17 protein-coding genes are annotated in these 20,708 nt (G+C 48.9%); 5 read left to right on the top strand and 12 right to left on the bottom strand.

Annotated features, from left to right (window positions below; translation table 11 throughout):
* The 3 genes from ACTHMC_RS15850 to ACTHMC_RS15840 form a co-directional block, all read right to left on the bottom strand.
* Window positions 1–737 (bottom strand): two-component regulator propeller domain-containing protein (locus tag ACTHMC_RS15850; RefSeq protein ID WP_440414459.1); only part of this gene is annotated, 737 nt, incomplete at its 3' end.
* A 31-nt stretch (window positions 738–768) separates the two neighbouring features.
* A complete protein-coding gene (locus tag ACTHMC_RS15845; protein ID WP_440414457.1) occupies window positions 769–1,098 on the bottom strand; it encodes a DUF2752 domain-containing protein in 330 nt (109 codons plus the stop codon).
* A gap of 89 nt (window positions 1,099–1,187) precedes the next feature.
* Entirely contained in the window at window positions 1,188–1,688 is a 501-nt protein-coding gene (locus ACTHMC_RS15840; RefSeq protein ID WP_440414455.1) for a TM2 domain-containing protein, read from the bottom strand.
* A gap of 404 nt (window positions 1,689–2,092) precedes the next feature.
* On the opposite strand from ACTHMC_RS15840, the gene ACTHMC_RS15835 reads away from it, so the two are divergent.
* From ACTHMC_RS15835 to ACTHMC_RS15820, 4 genes are all read left to right on the top strand, one after another.
* Window positions 2,093–2,233 carry a hypothetical protein gene (locus tag ACTHMC_RS15835; RefSeq protein ID WP_440414454.1) on the top strand — a complete coding sequence of 47 codons (141 nt, stop codon included), beginning with the start codon at window positions 2,093–2,095 and terminating at the stop codon, window positions 2,231–2,233.
* Window positions 2,234–2,239: 6 nt separating this feature from the next.
* Window positions 2,240–2,506 (top strand): hypothetical protein, encoded by a 267-nt coding sequence (locus tag ACTHMC_RS15830; protein WP_440414452.1) that lies wholly within the window; start codon window positions 2,240–2,242, stop codon window positions 2,504–2,506.
* Between the two features lie 182 nt (window positions 2,507–2,688).
* Window positions 2,689–4,635: a histidine kinase dimerization/phosphoacceptor domain -containing protein gene (locus ACTHMC_RS15825; RefSeq protein WP_440414450.1), complete on the top strand. Its 1,947-nt coding sequence runs from the start codon at window positions 2,689–2,691 to the stop codon at window positions 4,633–4,635.
* 3 nt (window positions 4,636–4,638) lie between these two features.
* Window positions 4,639–5,241 (top strand): response regulator transcription factor, encoded by a 603-nt coding sequence (locus ACTHMC_RS15820; RefSeq protein ID WP_440414448.1) that lies wholly within the window; start codon window positions 4,639–4,641, stop codon window positions 5,239–5,241.
* Between the two features lie 235 nt (window positions 5,242–5,476).
* Here the strand turns inward: ACTHMC_RS15820 and ACTHMC_RS15815 are convergent, their stop codons facing one another.
* The 5 genes from ACTHMC_RS15815 to ACTHMC_RS15795 all read right to left on the bottom strand — a co-directional run bounded on the left by ACTHMC_RS15815 (window position 5,477) and on the right by ACTHMC_RS15795 (window position 13,347).
* Window positions 5,477–6,061 carry a chemotaxis protein CheB gene (locus ACTHMC_RS15815; protein WP_440414446.1) on the bottom strand — a complete coding sequence of 195 codons (585 nt, stop codon included), beginning with the start codon at window positions 6,059–6,061 and terminating at the stop codon, window positions 5,477–5,479.
* The gene (locus ACTHMC_RS15810) at window positions 6,043–6,864 is read right to left on the bottom strand and encodes a CheR family methyltransferase (RefSeq protein WP_440414445.1); all 822 of its coding nucleotides are present in this window, start codon (window positions 6,862–6,864) and stop codon (window positions 6,043–6,045) included. Before ACTHMC_RS15810 ends, ACTHMC_RS15815 begins: the two co-directional genes overlap by 19 nt.
* 12 nt (window positions 6,865–6,876) lie before the next feature.
* Window positions 6,877–10,494, bottom strand: a complete 3,618-nt coding sequence (locus ACTHMC_RS15805; protein ID WP_440414444.1) for a response regulator — start codon at window positions 10,492–10,494, stop codon at window positions 6,877–6,879.
* On the bottom strand, window positions 10,491–12,092 hold the full coding sequence (locus tag ACTHMC_RS15800; protein WP_440414442.1) for a hybrid sensor histidine kinase/response regulator: 1,602 nt from the start codon (window positions 12,090–12,092) through the stop codon (window positions 10,491–10,493). Before ACTHMC_RS15800 ends, ACTHMC_RS15805 begins: the two co-directional genes overlap by 4 nt.
* A gap of 142 nt (window positions 12,093–12,234) precedes the next feature.
* Entirely contained in the window at window positions 12,235–13,347 is a 1,113-nt protein-coding gene (locus ACTHMC_RS15795; RefSeq protein ID WP_440414441.1) for a calcium:proton antiporter, read from the bottom strand.
* A gap of 526 nt (window positions 13,348–13,873) precedes the next feature.
* Between ACTHMC_RS15795 and ACTHMC_RS15790 the strand changes: the two genes are divergently transcribed.
* Window positions 13,874–14,980, top strand: a complete 1,107-nt coding sequence (locus tag ACTHMC_RS15790) for a pyridoxal phosphate-dependent aminotransferase (RefSeq protein WP_440414439.1) — start codon at window positions 13,874–13,876, stop codon at window positions 14,978–14,980.
* Here ACTHMC_RS15790 and ACTHMC_RS15785 read toward each other — a convergent pair whose 3' ends face one another.
* From ACTHMC_RS15785 to ACTHMC_RS15770, 4 genes are all read right to left on the bottom strand, one after another.
* Window positions 14,981–15,388: an ester cyclase gene (locus ACTHMC_RS15785; protein WP_440414437.1), complete on the bottom strand. Its 408-nt coding sequence runs from the start codon at window positions 15,386–15,388 to the stop codon at window positions 14,981–14,983.
* Window positions 15,389–15,398: 10 nt separating this feature from the next.
* A complete protein-coding gene (locus tag ACTHMC_RS15780) occupies window positions 15,399–16,301 on the bottom strand; it encodes a sigma-70 family RNA polymerase sigma factor (RefSeq protein ID WP_440414435.1) in 903 nt (300 codons plus the stop codon).
* Window positions 16,302–16,410: 109 nt separating this feature from the next.
* Window positions 16,411–17,772 carry a hypothetical protein gene (locus ACTHMC_RS15775; RefSeq protein ID WP_440414433.1) on the bottom strand — a complete coding sequence of 454 codons (1,362 nt, stop codon included), beginning with the start codon at window positions 17,770–17,772 and terminating at the stop codon, window positions 16,411–16,413.
* A 121-nt stretch (window positions 17,773–17,893) separates the two neighbouring features.
* Window positions 17,894–20,708 (bottom strand): M1 family aminopeptidase (locus tag ACTHMC_RS15770; RefSeq protein ID WP_440414431.1); only part of this gene is annotated, 2,815 nt, incomplete at its 5' end.

Raw genomic sequence — 20,708 nt, 5'->3', positions numbered from 1 at the left:
CCGTCATTGACAGCCCAGTGATTGATATAATCCAGCGAGCCATCTTTCAATTGCAATAAAGCCAGGTCCTGCCGGGAAAAGCTTCCCACCATCCATTGGTCATCCTTCACTTTGCAAAGGGCCCAGGCGTTGGGAAAGGCGAAGCTGCGGACTACCCGTTCTTCCGCCACATTTATCAGGAGGAGACTGTCGGCGCAGCCCCATAACCATTCACTGGCATTCACCTGTTCCATGCAGATGGGAGTACGGTTCTGCCCGATGATCCGGGTCAGATTTGAGGAACTGCGGGCCTGGTAACCTGAATCGATGATAAAGCAGCCGCTACGTGAGGCCACCAGGATGCCGGCAGCAGTTTCGCCAAAAAGCAAACCTTCATTGTTGATGGCGGCAGGCAGGCGGACAGTCCTGAAATGCTGATCACCGGCCCGGAAGTACTGAATGCCGCTATTATGACTGATCCAGATGGTGCCCCGGCTGTCGCAGAAAATACTGGTAACGTTATTATGTTGTAATCCTGAATTATCAGGGTAGCTGTAACTGGTGAGTTCCTGTCCATCGAATACATTCACGCCTTCATCGGAAGCGATCCAGATGCGTCCCTGCAGGTCTTCAGACAGGCGGAGCCGCTGGTCACTGAGCAAACCTTCGGCGGTGGTAAGATGACGGAAATGGAGGGATTGCGCCACCATCTGATTGGCGGTCAGCAATAAAAAAAACAGGAACAACTTTCCCCTCATGGTCTAAAAATAAGGAGAAAGGCGCAAGTTCCTACACCTGGGGAGCAGTCAGTAACCGGCGGCGCATTTTTGTGAAGCGTTTGAATTCTTTGATGCCCCAGAATAACCAGTAAAGGGAAATAGCTGGTAAGGCTACAAAGGACCATATATTGTAAGCGAATGCTTCTTCTGCTTCAAAGTGAATAAGGTGCATGCAGCCACGTGTAAGGCCACAGGCCGGGCATTCGATGCCGAAGAAGATCTGGCTGGCGCAGACGGTCTGGCCGTGATCGAAGAAATCGGCTGGCAGTATCATCAGTGTGATAGGCACCAGTACAATGATGGCCAGCTTGAAAACGGTAAAGTAAAACTGAAATTTCATGTTGAAGGGGTGTTTCATTTACTCGGGGTGCAGTTGCTGCAGAATTCAATGAGGCTGACCCAAAAGATCAGCCTCACTGTGCAGATGGATTACAAAGTAGTCTCGTAATCTTCCATTTTCGGTTGCAGGTCGCCGATGATGATACGGATAAAATCAATCAGAGCCCAAACGCCGCAGCCACCCAGGGTGAGCAACTGTACAACGCCCTGCCATGTGTAACCCAGGTAGAACCTGTGAATACCCAGACAGCCGAGGAAGAAACAGAGGATCAGTGCGATCAGCTGGCTCTTACCTTTGGTGGCACCTCCTTCAAAAGGAGTTGCAGTTTTGGAAGTGATCTTTTTGCCAAATACTTTCAGGCCGATCCTTTCTTTCAGGGTCAGCTTTGATCCTTTTGCTTCAGTAGCGATCGCTTTCAGTTCCTTATAGGAAATGTTGCCATCAGCAGAAGCCACCTTCAATGCCGCGATAGCGTTCTGAAGGCTTTCAGGTTTAATGGGCTCGGGTTTGCTGGCGGGGATAGCCGCTGTCAGCAGAAGAATGCACAAGGCAGAGAACATCAGTAATGATGCGTTCTTTACTCGTTTCATGCAAGAATTGTTTGGGGTTAACGCTTTGGGCTTACTCTTCAGGATTTTCAGCGCATCTCCGCCATAACAGGAAAGACATACACTGTGTAAGGGGTGATTACATAGTGTATCGTGAGAATATATCAGGTGCAAATGTACAAGGATGCATCAAAGAGAAAACAGATTTGGGGTGGATCGCAGATTTATCCGGTTAAATTGTAAACAGCGCTGTTTGAACCGTTACTATTTGCCGCTGCAAAGCAGAAAATACTTTGTCAAAATGGAAAATGGATTTCCGGAATGAAAGGCTGCATGCAATGCGGCTTGCATGTCAGAAACATGCTAAAGAGCCATGAGAGTGGATTGTGGTTAGGCCGGCTTCTTCAGGCCTGCTTTTTGGCATTATTCACGTACAAATCTTAATTATGATCACCCGTTACGAAGCGCCGGTATTACTGAAATCAACCTTGCCCGGACTTGAACCCGGCTGCATCCCCACCAGGGCCAGCCTGGAAATTTACGTGGCTATGAACTCATTCACTGACTTCACCCGCCATGTTAAATAAACATCTATGGACCCGGAAGGAGTCATTATCAGGATTGCCGGAACAACAGATGAACATTATGCAGCAGCCATTTCAGAGGAAACAGAAAGATCCGCCATCGGGCGAGGATCAGGCATCTCAAAGAGACCGGCAGCCGTCTGGGAAGGCTGCCGAAGTTGTGTGAATTACAATATCCTTCAAGGGAAGCAATGCAAGAACTGCCTGTGTACGGCCATGCTTTTTACGCCCGCGGAAGTTGCCAGGGAGGAATCATTGCTGCTATCCCCCAAATAAAAAAAGTCCCCGGGAACGAGGACTACTAACCATACCTGATCGTGTGGTTCCTATGTAAATCTTGAAACAATAGTCTGATGCAAAAGTAATCGCCTGGCCTTCCCGAAATATAGACCCCAGGGTCTTCATTTTACGATCATATTTTATCAGATAGTGATTGTAAATAATGCATCTTTGTAGCCATGACCCTGAGAACCCGGCCCCTCCTCGTACTGTACTTACTGCTACTGTTTTCCGTAGCGGGAAGGGCCGATACGCTCAGTCTCACAGAAGCAAAACTGGATGGGCTTCCCATTGAATTACTCCCTTATTTCGATGCCTGGGAGGATCCCACCCACCAGTCGGATACCACCAACCTGTTGCAGCGCTCCCTGCATTTTCAGCCTCTCAGTAAACTGGAGCCGCAGAGCCGCACCAGTTATTACTGGCTGAGCGTAGACCTGAAAAATGCCACTGCAGCCCGACAGGCGCTTGCCCTGGCCTTTACAAGCCTTACTTATGTGGATGTGTATCTCTACCGCAACGGGGAGCTTGAGTTGCACCGCAGTACCGGTCATTTCAGGAGCAGGAAATTCCTGACAAAAGGCGACAGCCGCCTTCATGTGATGATGAACCTGGATCCCCTGCAGCGTTACCGGCTCATCCTGAAAGTGTATCATTCCAAACGGTACATGCCTGTTTTCAATTTTTACCTGCAACCCAAGGATGCATACGTTCAGCAGACACATCGCAAGGAGATCATCGATACATTCTCGCTGGGCGCCGTGATGCTCTTTTTTGTGTACTCGCTGTTGTCCTGGCTGGTAAGCCGCTTCCGGCCTTATATCTGGCTGATGTGTTTTATCAGCGGCATTGCGCTTTACGGGATCTGTTCCGCCGGTTATATGATCGAATGGTTCTTTCCGTATGATCCGGAATCAGGCTGGCTTTTCAATACACCGTCCGCGCATCTCGGAAGTTTCGGTATCTATATGCTGCTGGTAGATTTCTGGCAGCTGAAAAAATACAATCCCATTCTTTACAGGCTGGGTGTAATGCTGATCATTGAAGTGACCCTGCTCACTATCTTCGGGTTTACGGTGAATGCCATTTCAGGCAACTTCAACCTGGTGAATACCGTCAACCTCTGGACCTTCCCGCTGCCATTTGCATTCATGTGCGCATCGCTCTGGTGCTGCTGGAAAAGGCTTACCAGACCACAAAAATATCTCGGTTACGGATTACTGTTATTCTTCATCGCAGCCGCATTTACAGTAGTCTCATCCGCTATCCTGCATGAGAAAAGTATCCTGATGGCGCCTTATATCTCCAACTTCACCACGCTGGCGGTATTCCTGCTGTTTGCCACCGGCCTGAAAGAAGAGCTTCGCCAGCATGAGATAGATAAATATGCAGCCCTGGAAGAACTCAACCAACTGCAGCGGAAAAGTAAGAAACTGCTGGAGAAAGAGGTGGAGGACCGCACTTCTGAACTGAAGATCTCGCACGACAGGCTGAAGGTGCAGGCAGACCTGCTGGCTGACCGCAATACCAAGATCGAAACACTGATCAATGAACTGAACCACCGCGTAAAAAATAACCTGCAACTCCTCTACAGTCTTATCAGCCTGCAGGTGCCCAGCATCAGCGATCACAGCTCCCGCGAAATACTCAAAGGCAACCTGGGTAAGATCAAAGCCATGATGCTGGTGAACCAGAAATTATTCCGCTTTGATGAGGGATCTTCCGTGAACGTGGATGAGTTCACCAATGAGCTCACCACCCATCTCCAGAAGATCTACGACAGTAAAGGAAAGATCAGCATCATACAGGATGTTGAAAAGGATATCATGCTGCATGGCAAACTCACCTTATCTTTCGGGCTGATCCTGTCTGAACTGCTGACAAACTCTTTCAAATATGCATTTGCAGACCATGAGTGCCCGGCCATCACCATCACGGTGATGCGCTCGCCGGATGGCGTACTTTTCAGGTACTCAGACAATGGCAGGGGGATGGACCTCAGCCAGGCAAAGGGCCGCAGGACCATGGGCCTGTCCCTGATCCACGACCTCGCCCGTCAGATGAATGGTAAACTGCAGGTCAGCAGTGAAAATGGACTTAGTTATGAATTTCAAATTCCCGTTTAAATAATGGTACGCGTTCTGATCATAGAAGATGAGATCATCATTGCCCGCTTCATAGAACAACAACTGGTTACAGGCTTCAACTGCGATACACGTATTGCCATCACCGTGGAAGAGGCGCGTACCGCCATGGCTGAAATGCGGCCCCAGCTGCTGCTCTGCGATATCAACCTGAATGAGGATATCTCAGGGATCGACCTGATCTCCGAGCTGCAGGACACTTATGCTTTTGAAGTGATCTTCATTACATCCTACCAGAACCGGACCATCATTGAACAGGCATCTGCCACCAATCCCGCCAATTATATCATCAAACCCGTGGATGAAGCGCAACTGTTTGCCGGGGTGCAACTGGTAATGCACCGGATCGTACAGGCACAGGCGGCCATCGAAAAACTGGCGCAGCCCACGGAACTGCTCAACAATACGGAGCTGATGATCCTGCAACAGATCAGGGACCAGAAAACCACCAAGGAGATTGCGAAGGAGCTCCACCTGAGCCCGTATACCATCAAGAATCACCGCCATAATATCTGCCGTAAACTCAATCTTGAAGAGGGAAATAATGCTTTACTGAAGTGGGTGCTGCAACACCAGCATCTTTTTTAAAGAGGAGGAAAGTGGATGAACAAGCCCGGACCACCAGTGCCGACCAGATTTCCAGCATGCTCCGGATCACTGTCAACCGTACTTGAAAATGTTCCGAAACATAACATTGAAGCTGCCACTTCAACAATTTCCAGCACTGTGTCCGGCATGTTCACTGAATGCAAAAATAATATACCGGATACAGCCATAAAATAGACCCCGGGGTTCTCTTTTTGGTGATCAGGGCGGTTCGGAACTACCCAGTCAGGCTATTGATGAAAGGGCCCAGCTCCTCGGCATGAAGCACTTTGTCGATCTCCACATGCCCGATGGCCTGCATCGGCATATAGGCCACCTCCGCAGTATCAGGATCCTGCACCACGCAGAAACCTCCGGCGTTTTTTATGAATTGCATGCCTTCCTGTCCGTCGGAATTGGCTCCTGAAAGGAGTATTCCGAGAAGGGAAGGACCATACACCTCCGCTGCGGACTCAAAAGTGATATCGATACTGGGGCGGCTGTAATTGACTTTTTCTGATACGTCGAGCGAGAAAGTATGGTCGGATTCAATGAGGAGATGGTAATCTGCGGGAGCGATATAGATGGTGCCGGGCTGAATGATTTCCTTTTCTTCCACCTCGCGCACCGGAAGGGCGGTGCGGGTGCTCAGCAGGTCGATCAGGGTTTCATCGCTGGAGGGCTTGCGGTGGAGCACTATCACGATGGTAGCGGAAAGGGATGCCCGCAGTTCCGGCAGCAGGCGGAGGAGCACCTGCAGACTACCTGCAGAGCCACCGATCACGATCATTTTAAATTGTCTGTTCAAGAGATCTTTCTCCATATCCTTTCCCTGTTTTCCAGTTGGCGGTATTTCCTGAAAATACTGGAATATTTTATATTTTCCTTGCCTCCCAGTGCCAGGAACCCCAGCATATCCAGGCTTTCATCGAAGAGGGTCAGCGCCCTGTCCTGCAGCGGCCTGTCGAAATAAATGAGCACATTGCGACAAAGAATGAGGTGGAACTCATTGAACGAATGATCGGAAACCAGGTTATGCGGCGCCACTACCATGCGGGCGGAGAGGCGTTCATCAAACTTGGCCCAGTCGTATTTAGCAGTGTAATATTTACTGAAATCCTGCTTACCCCCGCTCTGGATATAATTCTCGGAATACTGTTTCATGAACCGCAGCGGGAAGATGCCCTTCCGCAGTTTGTCTAGCACACCGGGATTGAGATCTGTAGCGTAAAGCAGGCTTTTATGCAGCAGGTTGGCTTCCTGCAGCATGATGGCCATGGAATAAACCTCCTCTCCGGTGGAACAGCCGGCATGCCAGATCCGGATGAAAGGGTGGGTGGCCAGAATGGGCAATACCACTTCGCGGACGGTTTTGTAGAAAGAAGGATCGCGGAACATTTCCGTTACATTCACTGTGATCTCTTCCACGAAGCGGCGGAAATAGCCGGCATCTTCCAGCACATGATCATGAAAAGCCCCGAAGGTGTTGAACTTATCCAGTGCGTAGAGCCTGTTCACCCTGCGTTTGAGCGATGCACGGGAATAACTGGTGAAGTCATAACCATACTTCTCCAGCAGGTGCTGCAGCAGTGAATCTATCTCCTCGTCCTGTATTTTATATTCCAACTGGTAAGCTCTTTATTTGCCTGCGTCGTATAACCATACGCGCAGTAAAGATAATAACTGATCGATATCCACCGGCTTGCTGATATAATCGGAAGCGCCTGCCTCGATACATTTCTCGCGGTCGCCGATCATTGCCTTGGCCGTAACCGCTATCACCGGCAGCTTGCGGAACCTCGGATTGCTCTTGATACGGCGGGTGGACTCATAGCCATCCATTTCAGGCATCATCATATCCATGAGCACGATATCCGTTTCAGGATGATCCTGCAATGCCTGCAACGCTTCCTTGCCATCGGTGGCAGACACCACCTTCATATCGTAGGTCTCCAGTGCCTTGGTAAGGGAGTAGATATTCCGGATATCGTCGTCTGCAATGAGAACGGTTTTGTTTTTCAGCACTTCCTGCAGTACGCCCAGGTTATTGGAAGGTGACCTGGAAACGGTTTTCTCTTCCACCAGGTGCAGGAAGAGGCTCACCTCATCGAGTATGCGCTGATAGGAGTGTGCTGTTTTGATAACGATACTATCCGCATACTGTTTGATCTTCACCTCTTCGGCCTTGCTGAGGTTGCGGCCGGTGAAAATGATGATAGGGATATTTTCCAGTCCGGGCGTTTTCTTCACTTCTTCCAGCGTATCATAGCTGCGCTGATTGGGAATGCCCATATCCAGGATCACACAGTTGACTTCCTGTTTCTGCAATGCTTCCACAGAGCTGTTCACTGTATTCCGGATCTCCGTGTTCACGGCATAGTTCTCCAGGTAGAAGGAGAGGGCCTTGGCGTGTTTCAGGTTTTCTTCCACGATCAGCACTTTGCGCGGATTGTTGTTCAGCATGAACTCGATCCGCTCGAAAATATTATCCATCTGCTCAAAGGCCACGGGCTTGTTGATGAAATCCACCGCGCCTTTGGACAGGCTCTTGTATTTTCCATCATAGGAGCTCATCATGTGCACGGGAATATGTCTTGTTTCCAGGTTGCTCTTCAGTTCTTCCATCACTTCCCATCCATCTTTCACAGGCAGCTGGATATCCAGCAGGATCCCCACAGGGCCGTATTGTACGGCAAGGGCCACGGCTTCATCCCCCCTGACACATACAACGCCTTTGTATCCTTTGCGGCGCGTGTATTTAAGCAGGCTCTGTGCAAAATAAATATCGTCTTCCACAATCAGGATCACGCGGTCATTCGGTCTGATCTCATTCCTGTCGTCCGCCACGGGCTCGGGTATCACATCGCTGATATAACGCTGGCGGATGTCTTTGTCAGATGCCAGCGGTTTAAGAACGGGCGCTGCCGTTTGCTGCTCTTCCGGCATCTGCAGGGGATCAGCGGTTTTACTGATCTCTGCTACGGCCCTGGATACAGGTATGGTTATGGTGAAGGAACTTCCTTTTCCGGCTTCGCTTTCCAGGATGATCTCGCCGCCGAGCAGCCTGGCCAGTTCACGGCTGATGCTTAACCCCAGTCCGGTGCCGCCATACTTACGGCGGGTTGAGCCATCGGCCTGGCGGAAGGCTTCAAAGATCACCTGTTGCTTTTCCGGCGCAATGCCGATACCTGTATCGCGCACGGTGAATGAAATGGAATCGCTGTTATTACCGGGCATGGTTACCAGCAGTTCAACATATCCTTTGGAAGTGAACTTGAGGGCATTGGCAACAAGGTTTTTGATCACCTGTTCAACCCGCAGCCTGTCTGTTTCGATGATGCGCTGCACATTCTCCGCCATGCTGGTTTTGAACTCGATTCCTTTCTCGCGGGCAATGGGGCTGAAGAGTGCGGACATATCTCCCAGCACATCGGCAACCGGTACATCGGAATAGAGCAGGTCCATCTTGCCGGCTTCTATCTTGGAGAGGTCGAGGATCTCATCGATCAGCGCCAGCAATCCCTGGCCGGAGCCCTGGATCACCCGGGCATATTCCACCTGCTCACTGTTGAGGCTGTTGTCGCTGTTCTCGCCCAGCAACCTGCTGAGCAGCAGTATGGAATTAAGCGGTGTACGAAGTTCGTGGCTCATATTGGCGAGGAACTCGGACTTATAGCGGGTACTTTGTTCCAGTTCTTCTGCCTTTCGCTGGATCTCGATATTGCGTTCGAACACAAGCTGGTTCTTTTCTTCCAGCAGGCGGGCCCGTTCTTCCAGTTCTTCATTCGCTTCCAGCAGTTCTTCCTGCTGTACTTTCAGTTCTTCTTCGGAGGCCTGCAGTTTTTCGGTCTGCGCTTCCAGTTCGCTGTTTATATTTTCCAGTTCGTTATGCTGAGCCTGCAATTCCTCCGACTGGCTTTGTGTTTCTTCCAGCAGTTCCTGCAGACGTTTACGGTTTTCCACGCTATTGAGCACGGTCCCTGCAATATGCGAAACAGCTTCAAAGAATGCCAGGTCATTTGACGTATAATCCTTTACAGACGCCAGTTCCAGCACGCCCATCACTTTGCGCTCGTGCAGCAGTGGAATGGCTACGAGATCTTTTGGTTTGATAGAACCGGTGCTATGAGAGATCAGTATCTGATCCGCTTCCACATTACTGATGCGGAGTATTTTATTTCCGGAAGCGGCCTGTCCAACAAAGCCTTCTCCGATATTGATATGTGCTTTTGCCTTGCTTTCATCAAATGAAAACCCTTTTATGAATCGCAGAGAGGCGTCTTCCTCCGTAACATAGATGGCGCCCACCTGGCTATTTGAATAAGTAGCGATAAAATCAATGATATTCCTGCTTAATACGGGCAGTTCATATTCTCCCAACATCTTTTCATTGAGGGTGGCAATGCCGGCCTGCAGCCATTCTTCATCTGCCAGTTCGCGGAAAGATTTCTCCAGGGAAGCTGCCATCTGATTGAGAGAAACAGCGAGGCTTCCCAGGGTATCGTTCTGATCAGTTTCCTGCACACGTACGGAGTAATCACCTGCCGAAACTTTTCCGGCTACTTCCTGTATCAGGTTGATGCGGCGGCTGATCTGCTGGTCTTTTTCCTGCAAAGAGTGCTGCAGCTGCGTGGTTCTTTCAAAATCACTGCTCACACGCATGAAGGAGATCACCGTGAGTATGATACTCAGGCCTGCGGCAATCACTATCAGCATGGGGGTGTAACCGGCAAACCGGTTGAGTTCCTCGGTGCGTTGCGCCAGCAGACTATTTTCCCTGTCAATCATACCGGTAATGATCGCCCGGGCCTGGTCCATATATTTTTTGCCTTCCTGTAATTCTTCGGGCGAGATCTGCTGATCCCTTTGCTTTTTCCCGATCAGTTTTTGCAGCATACTGAGCCTTAACACCACTATTTCCTGCAGATTGTTCAGGCTGAGTTGCTGATCATGGTTGTCCATGGTCAGCTTTCTTACTTCACTAATGGATAATTTGGCCTCATCGATAGCGCCCTGGTAGGGTTGCAGGAAATTTTCCTCACCAGTCAGCAGGTAACCCCGCTGTCCGGTCTCAGCATTGATCAGCTGGGCAATCACTTTGTCGAGCTCACGTATCACCTTATTGGTATGCTCTACCTCTTCGGAGCTCTTCAGCAGGTTGCGGATACTCATGTAGCCGGCCACCGAACTGATGACCAGCAGCAGCAGGGAAAAACCAAATCCTATGATCAGGTTACGTTTGAAAGAAGAATTCATTGACCGTTTTTTTGTGCTTTTTGTTCGGAAGAGGTTTGTTTAACAGGTAAAACCAGTATGAATGAACTGCCTTTGCCTTCTTCGCTGCGTACCACGATAATTCCATTATGCGTTTCCACTATTTTCTTTACGATGGCCAGCCCGATGCCCGTGCCTTCGTATTCCTCGCGTGAATGCAGGCGTTGAAAAATAGCAAATATCTTGTCTACATAAATTTCATTGAAGCCGATGCCATTGTCCGCCACCGTGATCCGGCAATAGTTCCCCTCCGGATCCGGGCTGCTGTCAGCGTTCTTCTCTGTTAGCAATTCAGCGGTGATACGGATCTCAGGCTGTTTGTCCCTGTTTGTGAATTTGAGGGCATTGCTGATGATATTCTGGAATACCTGCCTGATCTGTGCCGGTATCACTTCAAGAACCGGGAGCTCATCCATTATGATCTGCGCCTGTTTTTCGTGGATGAGCAGTTCGCTGTCTTCAATGATCTCCTGCAGGATCGGATTGAGATTGGTGGGGATGAATTCAGCGTTGATGCTGAGTTTGGAATAATTCAGCACATCAGTGATCAGCATGATCATACGGTCGGAAGAATTGATCAGCCGGTCCATATAATTGATGGCCTCATTATTTCCTGAGAGGTATTTCCCTTTCACCAGGTGGCTGAATACCTGGATCTTCCGCAATGGCTCCTTCAGATCATGTGAAGCCACATAAGCAAACTGTTGCAGCTCATGGTTGCTGGCTTCCAGTTCCTGGTTACTGCGCATCAGTTCCTGAGTACGCTCCTGCACGCGTTGCTCAAGAACCTGGTTAGCCATTTTCTGTTCATGAATATCGGTGAAGATGCCTACCCATTTCAGGATCTGTTCCCCTTTTTTTACGGGCGTCATGGTGAAAAGGTGCACGCGGTATTCTTCTGACTTAAGTGGACGTATCTGGATCTCCGTGGAGGTCTGTGCTCCTGCGCCGGTTGTTCTTGCGATATAGTCGCCGATGGTAGGCTCTCCGGGCGGGGTCTGCGGATACATATCCATTCCGAAGGAGAACTGGTACCAGTAGCGGTTCACAAATTCGATATGACCTTCAGCATTGGATGTAAAGGCCACCTGTGGGATTGATTCGAGGATGGAGCGCAGTTCCTCCACACTCTGGTGAAGTTCGGCCTGCGCCTGTTTTCTCACTTCGATCTCTTCCCTCAGTGTTTTCTGTATCTCGTTGAGCTCGCGCGTTTGCTGGTGCAAACGGTAGAAGGTCTTTACCTTCAGCAGCAGGATGTCCGGATCGAAAGGCTTGGTGATGTAATCGATGGCCCCCGAAGTATAACCTCTTGCGATGAATCGTTTCTCCGTGTTCACGGCGGAGAGGAAGATAATGGGAATGTCTTTGGATTTACTGTACCCGGTTACTGCTTCGGCTACTTCAAAGCCATCCATGCCAGGCATCTGCACATCCAGGATGATGAGGAAGTAAGTATTCCTGAGGATCTTGCGCAAAGCATCTTCACCGGAGGATGCGGTATCCACGGCAAATTGATTGAGTTCAAGGAGTTTCTTCAGGGAGAATATATTTTCCGGCCTGTCATCAACAATTAGGATCATACGAAACAGCGAAAATTTTCCAAAAATATGGATGCTGGCATTAATAAGCCTGTAGATTGTTCTACCCAGGACGGGAGTTTTTTTCCACTATAAAAATCATGCCACGGTGGTTGCCAGGCCCTGAAACCCTCTCAAACGCAGATCAGGGAACGATTGTAGTGAAAAGATAGGTCGCCAGGATAACCAGCAGCACGATACCCTGCAGGATATTGGTCCTGCCCGCTCCGAAAGAAATACTTATTGTGAATAAAGATAATATGAGCAGGAGGGTGGATTTGGTATCGATGCCCAGGGTGATGGTAAAACCAGTAAAGTAGCCAACGATGGCTACTGCCGGAATGGTAAGACCAATACTGGCCAGGGCTGATCCCAATGCCAGGTTCAGACTGGTCTGCAGCCTGTTCTTTCTGGCTGCACGGATGGCAGCCATCCCTTCAGGCAGCAGGATCACAGATGCGATGATAATACCCACCAGGCTCTTGGGAGCGCCCAGGTCAACCACAATAGTTTCAATGGCGGGAGATAATTTCTTACTGAGGATAACCACTACCACCAGGGCCAGCAGCAGTAAAATCAAACTTAGCCCTGCGGTGAGGTTATTGGGTGGGGCGGCGTGCGCATTCTCATCTTCACTCGACTGGTCTTCCGGCAGGAAGTAATCGCGGTGACGTCCGGTTTGCACACCCACAAAGCCCAGATAGAGTACCAGAGAGATGATGGCCACAAAAATGAGCTGGCTGGTGGAGTACACCGGACCGGCTTCACTGGTGGTATAATTAGGCAGTACCAGGGTTAGTACAGTGATGGCCGTTAGGGCCACCAGTGAAGCGCTAACGCCCTGTTTCATGAAGATCTGTTCCTTGTAACGGTAACCCCCGATCAGCAGACAAAGTCCGATGATGCCCGTCAGGATGAGCATGATGGCTGCAAATACAGTATCCCTGGCCAGGGTGGAGCCTTCTGCCTCTCCCTTAGACATCATGATGGTTACTATCAGCGCCACTTCGATCACTGTAATGGCCAGGGCCAGGATCAGTGTACCGAATGGTTCTCCCACTTTATGCGCCACCACTTCCGCATGGTGTACTGCAGACAATACCACGCTGATCAGTACCACGCCCATCACAAGGTCCATTATACCCGAATGTTCGCCGCCTACCAGCAGCATCACGGCCAGTCCGATTACAGGACAGACCACTGACCAGAGGGGTAAGGCGATCTTCATTGTACGGTATAACAGATTGTTGTGTGGCATAGCAAGGGCTTTTAAGGTGAAGGAATACAGAGCAGCAAAATGTTTACAGAAAGGATAGTACCTGTTGATGCAATAATAATGAAAAAAAATTACCTTTAGTTCCGTCTCCCTGTCAACTCCTGACCTCAGGACCCTCTCAATCCGCGCTATAGAAGGATTACAGCCGTCGCTTAAAATTCTATTAAACTGCTTGTCATGAAAAATCTTATGATTGCATTTGCGTGCATCATGCTGATCCTTGCGCAGGCCCTGGGAAAAAAATAACGCACCTTCGGAGGTGCGTGTGCTGAAGTTGAAAAGGTTGCAGTTACATTGGTATATTCAGCCATTGGATCTCCTGGTAACGGATATCCCTTGAAAGCAGGACCGGTTAACCTGGATATAACGTTAATGGATATCCGTAATTGAACTTAGAACCGGACCATGCCCTGCGATAGAACAAAACCGGCATTCATTTTCCGTTCATGTAAAGGAATCGCCTGTTATTGTTTATATGATTAAATTCCATGTTCAAACAATACCCCTTATGCCGGCAAACAGAAGAAACTGGCTGAAGCAGATCGGACTGGGAATGGCAGCTATTGGTGTGGCGCCCCTGGAATCTTTCGCCATCACGGATCAGGAGCCATCGAATGGCGTTCTGCTTCAGGACGAAACCCTCCGACTCAGTTCCAACGAAAACCCTTATGGCCCGTCACCATCAGCTATTGCAGCTATGACGGCCGCCCTGAAACTCAGCAACCGTTATAACTGGAATTACAGTTCTGAACTGATCAAAACCATTTCGGAAAAACACCGGTTGTCGCAGGACTGTGTACTGATCAGTGCAGGTTCCACCGTGATACTGGATCTCCAGTGGAGGTATTGCGGAAGTAACAAAGGCAGTTTCGTGATCAGCGATATCACGTTCAATGGCTGGACCAACACCGCCGCCAATAACGGTTTCAGAAAGATCAGTGTGCCGGTGACAGCCAACAAAAAGCAGGATCTGTCTGCCATGCTCAGTGCCATCAAACCAGACAGTACTCTTTTATATCTCTGCAATCCCAATAATCCAACGGGCACGCTCATTCCGCATAACGAACTGGTTGCTTTCATTACTGAAGCCAGCAAAAAGCTCACGGTGGTGGTGGATGAAGCGTATCTCGATTATACGGATGAGCCCTCGGTTGCCAGCCTGGTTAGCAACAACAAAAACCTCATCGTGGTAAAGACTTTTTCCAAGATCTACGGACTGGCGGGGGCCAGGATCGGTTATGCACTGGCGCACCCTGACACCATAGAAAAGATGGGTGCATTGCAGACCTGGAACAATGGTGATATCAGTCTTACATCACGTGTAGCAGCCATTGCTTCTCTGAAGGATGAGCCATTCGCCAAACGTTGTGCAGCACTCAACCGGGAGGTGCGTTCCGCCACCATCGCACAATTGGAGACATTGCAAATCCGCTGCATTCCATCCAATACAAGTTTCATTTATTTTTCGCTTGACCAGTATCCTAAGGATTATTTTGACATACTCAAACAAAACAAGATCCAGGGTACGGGCATGTATGAAGCAAACGGAAAATGGACGCGGATCACGGTTGGAACGGCAGATGAAATGAAACGGTTCATCAAAACGATCAGTTGATCAGCTTCTTACCTGCGCCATCACTCTCTGGTAATTCCAGATGCTCCAGTGTTCCAGGTATCTGCCATGCTGCAGCCTGACTATTTCCAGTATCTCTATTTCTATCTTTTTATCAGTGGCGGGCATACCGAAGAATTCTCCAACATGCAATCCGCTCACGATCTTTCGCGTACTTACTTTATCTGCTTCTGCTACCTGGTCCAGTATGTTTATCTGAATGTCTGAGAAGCTCTTCCAGAGCACGTTCTGAAGAAACGCTATCATTCCGTCCGATGCAGGGGAAATGCCGGGAGGTGCAGAATGATTCACAAAACCGGGCGCCATCAGTTCTTCAAATGCTTTCAGATCTTTATTGGCAATAACTTCCCTGTTGAAGCGTGCTACCACTTCTTTGTTGTTGATGGACATATTTCTGGTTTTAAATATTTCTGAATGAATGCAGCTTATCCGGGTTTGTCTGCAGATAGATATTTTTGATCCGGTTTCCTTCCGGTTCGATAGAAATAAGGCTGAGTGCACGTTTGCCGGAACTGGTGAGTATGGAAGGCAGTCCGTTTGCCATGATCACCCGTTGCGTGAATGCGGGCACGAACCGGCGCATTTTCAATATCACAGTCTGCAACAGACGCCCAACATGTTCCCGCCCATGAATGGGTTTCAGGGCAGCGGTGAACTTCTTTCCATTGGCATGCAGTACGGAGCCACCGCCATCGGCATAAAGGGTGATATCCTGTTTGAGCAGCTCTATCAGCTCATCCATATGACCTTCTGTGATCGCCTGCAGGAAATTATTCAGCACTTTCTCATGTACTTTGAGGTCTACTTCAAAACGGCGGGTGTCCCGTCCCAGGTTATCCTTGGCTCTTTTAAAGAGTTGCCTGCAATGTTGTTCTGATTTATCGAACAGGGATGCCAGTTCAAAATAATCATAGGCGAACACTTCTTTGAGCAGGAAAATGGCACGCTCCTGTGGAGTTAGTTTCTCCAGCAATATCAGGATGCCGATAGAAAGCGCATGCCAGGATTCGATACCAGCGCTGCTTTTGCGGCCATCATATTGTTGCAGGGGTTCGGGCAGCCAGATACCAACATAGGACTCCCGGCGTATACGCGCACTGTTCAGGTAATTGATGCTGAGATGCGTGATGGTTTTTACCAGGTAGGATTTGATGAATTTCACCTCCGTTTCCTGGCAGTCCACCCACTTGAGATAAGTATCCTGCACCAGGTCTTCTGCCGCATCCACGCTGCCCAGCATATTGTAGGCAATGGAGAAGAGCAGCGATCTGTATTCCAGGAAGGTATCTGATTTGTCAGTCATTATCCCTTTTTACATAAGACAAGGCAGGCGTTTGAAATGTGACAGCCGTGGATAAAAATAGCGGCGCCCTGTAGGAGCGCCGCCGGACATTAAAGGGAACAGATCAACATTATCTGGTTCCGGCACTTTTCTTTTCAAGTGCTTCGATACGTAACTGCTGGCTTTCCAGCTTTTTATTCTGTTCGATGATATAAAGGGTAAGCTCTTCGATCTTTTTCAGGAGGGCGGTCTGATTGCTGCCAACATCAATGCCTTCTTTTTCCACTTCAGCCGCAGTGGGGATTTCCGGAAGATGGCGGTTTGCAATGATGAATTTTTCCAGTTGTGGCAAAGGCATGAGCGAATAGGAGGGATCGAATACATAATCGGCCCAGCCATTCATATCGATCCGGAGCTTTTTGGCCTTGATAAATCCGTTTACGTAGAGTTTGTAGTCGGCTCCTACGGAAGTAACACCGATCCCAACGTTTCCGTTGGCGCCAACCCGCATATGTACAGCGTTGTTGGCCATCAACTGGAGATCAAATGAATTTGTGGTTCCGAGCTTATATTCCGAAGTACTGGCATTGCCACCTATTCCCCAGCCACCGCTGCCGGCGGCCGGCAGTTGCCAGGTAGCGTTACCGGAAGCATCGCTGGTGAGTATTTTGCCAGCTCCGGCAGAAGCCGTCATGGTCAAGGATGTTACTTTTACATTTCCATTCAATATTGAATTTCCGGCAACCTGCAGGGGCACTGTAGGAGCTGTTTGGCCAGCACCGATGCCAACATTTCCTTTGAAAAAAGCTGCACCATTGCTTTTGATAAAAGCGGAATTAGACATATCCGTATCCCGCCAGGTAAAATCTTTATAAATCTGATGATTGGTAAACTTGGTAAGTATACCTGGCTCAAAGACTGTTCTGTCATGCACATATTCGATCTCGGTTAAGCTGGCAACCGCCGATGCCTGTGCAGTGATTGTAAGCTCCATTTCCTGGCAGTTGTTGAAGGCTCCCGGTACGGTTCCCTGCCACACAGCATATGGAGCGGTAGTAGCAATATTGGTCCAGCCGGTTATATCATACCAGGTTCCATCATTCTTCTGCACCCTGCCAGTCACTGACTGAGGTACAGATGCGGAATAGAAATGAATGTAAACCTTACCGCCAGGATAGACGATGATGCTCGAACCCTTGGAAGTGAAATTGATACTGAAAACGCCGGTGCCTCCGGCTGGAATGATACAGGGCTGCGAGTCATAAATACCGTCAAACAACTGATCAGGATATACGGTCCCTCCCGTAGTGGCGGTTACAGTAAAACGGCTTGTTGCAGCAAACATGAAATTATCAATGAACTGATGCCTTAAACTGGGCTGACCAAAAGGTCCTGAAGCACTCACATAAGATTTATACTGGATATTCTGGGCAAAAGCTCCTGAAGTGCAAAACAATAAAGCTGCAATAACAAAACTGGGCAGAATTCGCATATGGTATGAGGTTATTTTTTCCGTGGTGTAAAAATAAGCGATCTGGCATCCATTACCTTTTGTAAAAGTTGTTTATCTGAACTATTTCCGGTTTTTAAGCAGAACTACTTAGTTGCCTTGCTTATGGTATTTTCAGTACATTATCAGTTCTGTCAGCATCCATCAACTGCATGAACGGGTCCAATATGATCATGGAGGGTTTAAAACCAGGCACCAGGCTGAGCGTTTGTTGTTCGTGAGAAACAGCGATACGTTGTAATTGCATTTTTTGATTATTGCCGGATGGGTAAAAACCAAGATGCACATCCGCATTTGATGGAAGTTTAACCGGTGTACCATTTGTGTGGTCCCATTTTGATAAGTTCAATGCTATTTTTATTGCCCAGCTGCCATCCGGTTGTTGTGTGCAGGAGACCAGCTTCATTCCGGCTTCACAGATGATCACTTTCTGTAGTTGTTCCGTGATGAATTGCTGTTCAGCTTCATTTGACACTGCCATTAACTCCCGCAAGAGGTCCGCAGGGATCGGTCTCTTTTTTCCTGTACCGTGTTTTGCCAGTAATTGCTGCAATGCCCGGTGCATGCGCGCTTCGCCGATCTTTTGCTGAATGGCATACAACGCCAGCGCTCCTTTCTGGTAATACACCCAGGACTGATCCGAGCGCTGCAATGGCAATTCTTTTTCACTGTAACTGTTGCGCAGGTTGAAATAGATCTCATGTTCCCTGATCAGTTGATCTCGCAGCTTCTCTGAGCCAAACCTTCTTTCCGCCACTGCCAGTTCCGTGTATTTCGCCAGGGATTCCGTCAGCATGGCCCTGCCGGGAACAACTTGCGGAGAAAGGATGTCCGCCCACCACTGATGTGCAGTTTCGTGTGCAGCAACCGTATAAACAGCATTAAGCTGATTGCTGTTCCGGTGATCACTCAGGAAATTGATGCGCTCGGCGCTGAAAACTGTACCCGGATATGCAGTGGCCGCGCCAGGATAATGAGGTACTTCCGCCAGTCTCAGTTCTGAAAAAGGATAGCGGCAGAAATGGGCATTCCCGTAAGCAACGGCGTCCTTCATGCCCTGCATCATCACAGGGATATTTTCTTCATGTTCCCGGTGATGGTAAATGGAAAAACTGATCCCATCCATTTCCGCTTTCGCAACGGCATATTTCCCTGAACTGATGGCCAGCATAAAAGGAATGGGATGGTCCGTTTTATAATGAAAGAACTGCCGGTTGCCGGATCTCCATTCTTTCTGCAATGCTCCAACCGTGATCGCCTGCTGCCCGGCATCTGTTGAGACCACTGTTTCAAAACGGATGAAATGATACAGGCTGTCACTGACAATCACAGGTGTCTGCGGAGGTAATTTAAGTACAGCCCTTTTTGCGGGATCATCTACTTCCTGCCCGGGCTGATACCCGAACCATGGGATATATTTTTCCAGTTCGATATAAGTTCCGTTCTGCACAACCGAATGCTCGCTGTTGAACCGGCAGAAGCGGCCTCGATGTACATCTGTACTGAACTCCAGTTCCATGCTGTCACCGGGCAAAAGCGGCTTTTTCAGCAGATAACGGTATTGGTTGAATCCGGCATCAGCATAAATGGCCATGGCATCCGGAATTGAGAACTGCACTTTGTCTACCTCAGGGCTCAGGCCCAGCCAGAGTGTATCTATAGCCTGCACACTTTCGTTTTTTACAAGATATTTCCCCTTAACCGTGTAACGGGCTTCAGCCGTATAAATATCAACTTTGGTATACACAGCCAGGATCAGTGGTTGTTCCATCAAACGGCTGCTCCCATATTTCAATTCATAATCTTTCTGCCATTCCGCTGAATTCCGGCTCATATCCTTTTTACCGGCACTGTAAATAAATGCACCCGAGCCTGACCAACCGGCCAATGCGATGCATAACATCACCAGCCCATTCTTACTTAACCTGGGTTTTTGCGCCACTGCAAAACGGCGCCATAATAAAGCGGCTACCCATGCCAGCATAAAAGCCAGGCAGGTCCAATAAAAAAGGTACCAATGCACCGGATCCGCATAGTGGCCGAAGCCATTCAGATCTGAATAACGAAGATCAGGCAGCGTTGCATACCGTAACAGGAGTGAGCGAAGTCCCAGCATCTTCCCAAATACGAATACACCACAGATCACCAGGCTCAACATCAGCCCCAGAAATTTATTACGCAGGAGCGACTGCACAAAAAAGATCAACACTGCATAAAGGAACAGCGGGAAGGCGCTGTAATAATAGAGCCAGCCATATTTGCTGAATTCCACCTGTACATGGCCTGCCAGTAATTGAGTGCCGGTACCGATGGCAATATTCACAGTTACCAGTATGAAGATCAGCAGCAGGAGCGTGGCCAGCTTTGCAGCCCACAATACACCGGTGCAGGCGGGAGCACTGAAAACCAGTCCCTGCATTTTTGAAGTGTACTCCCGGTGCAATATTTCGGATGCATACAATACCAGTAAAAACAATGCAGGGTTCATGGAGCGAAGCTTCTCCACAATCACCCCGGTAATGGCATAATAACGGATGCCATATGGGCCTTCAAGTGCTTCTTCTTTCAGATCGATGATAAAGAGAAATATCCATAATATCAGCAGGAACAGGAAGGGCAGATGCCGGAATAAAGAAAACGTTTCCATTTTCAGCTGAGCGCTGAAAACACGGAGACCATAGCGCTTTGCAGGCCAATGGACCGGTACGGGCTGAAATTCATTATTGACAATGATTTCATCCGCCTGTTTCTTTTTCTTCTTTTTACCTGGTACAAGTCTGTACTGAAAACTTTTGTAGCTGATCAGCAATAACAACAGGGAAATCAGCAGCCAGATCAGCCTGTTCAACAGGAATAAGCCGCTAAGGGGAAAAAGTTGTTCATTGCGTTGTACTACCGTCCAGTTGCGGGTTTCTCCA

The sequence above is a fragment of the Pseudobacter sp. genome, assembly GCF_051955275.1.
Taxonomy (GTDB): domain Bacteria; phylum Bacteroidota; class Bacteroidia; order Chitinophagales; family Chitinophagaceae; genus Pseudobacter.
This window is presented reverse-complemented; position numbering and strand designations above follow the sequence as displayed.

Bases quoted from the DNA above. Each gene is read 5' to 3' on its own strand.
- ACTHMC_RS15835 (WP_440414454.1), top strand. From the start codon at position 2,093: ATGATCACCCGTTACGAAGCGCCGGTATTACTGAAATCAACCTTGCCC.
- ACTHMC_RS15825 (WP_440414450.1), top strand. From the start codon at position 2,689: ATGACCCTGAGAACCCGGCCCCTCCTCGTACTGTACTTACTGCTACTG.
- ACTHMC_RS15845 (WP_440414457.1), bottom strand. From the start codon at position 1,098: ATGAAATTTCAGTTTTACTTTACCGTTTTCAAGCTGGCCATCATTGTA.
- ACTHMC_RS15790 (WP_440414439.1), top strand. From the start codon at position 13,874: ATGCCGGCAAACAGAAGAAACTGGCTGAAGCAGATCGGACTGGGAATG.
- ACTHMC_RS15805 (WP_440414444.1), bottom strand. From the start codon at position 10,494: ATGAATTCTTCTTTCAAACGTAACCTGATCATAGGATTTGGTTTTTCC.
- ACTHMC_RS15800 (WP_440414442.1), bottom strand. From the start codon at position 12,092: ATGATCCTAATTGTTGATGACAGGCCGGAAAATATATTCTCCCTGAAG.
- ACTHMC_RS15820 (WP_440414448.1), top strand. From the start codon at position 4,639: ATGGTACGCGTTCTGATCATAGAAGATGAGATCATCATTGCCCGCTTC.
- ACTHMC_RS15785 (WP_440414437.1), bottom strand. From the start codon at position 15,388: ATGTCCATCAACAACAAAGAAGTGGTAGCACGCTTCAACAGGGAAGTT.
- ACTHMC_RS15775 (WP_440414433.1), bottom strand. From the start codon at position 17,772: ATGCGAATTCTGCCCAGTTTTGTTATTGCAGCTTTATTGTTTTGCACT.
- ACTHMC_RS15815 (WP_440414446.1), bottom strand. From the start codon at position 6,061: ATGGAGAAAGATCTCTTGAACAGACAATTTAAAATGATCGTGATCGGT.
- ACTHMC_RS15840 (WP_440414455.1), bottom strand. From the start codon at position 1,688: ATGAAACGAGTAAAGAACGCATCATTACTGATGTTCTCTGCCTTGTGC.
- ACTHMC_RS15780 (WP_440414435.1), bottom strand. From the start codon at position 16,301: ATGACTGACAAATCAGATACCTTCCTGGAATACAGATCGCTGCTCTTC.
- ACTHMC_RS15830 (WP_440414452.1), top strand. From the start codon at position 2,240: ATGGACCCGGAAGGAGTCATTATCAGGATTGCCGGAACAACAGATGAA.
- ACTHMC_RS15795 (WP_440414441.1), bottom strand. From the start codon at position 13,347: ATGCCACACAACAATCTGTTATACCGTACAATGAAGATCGCCTTACCC.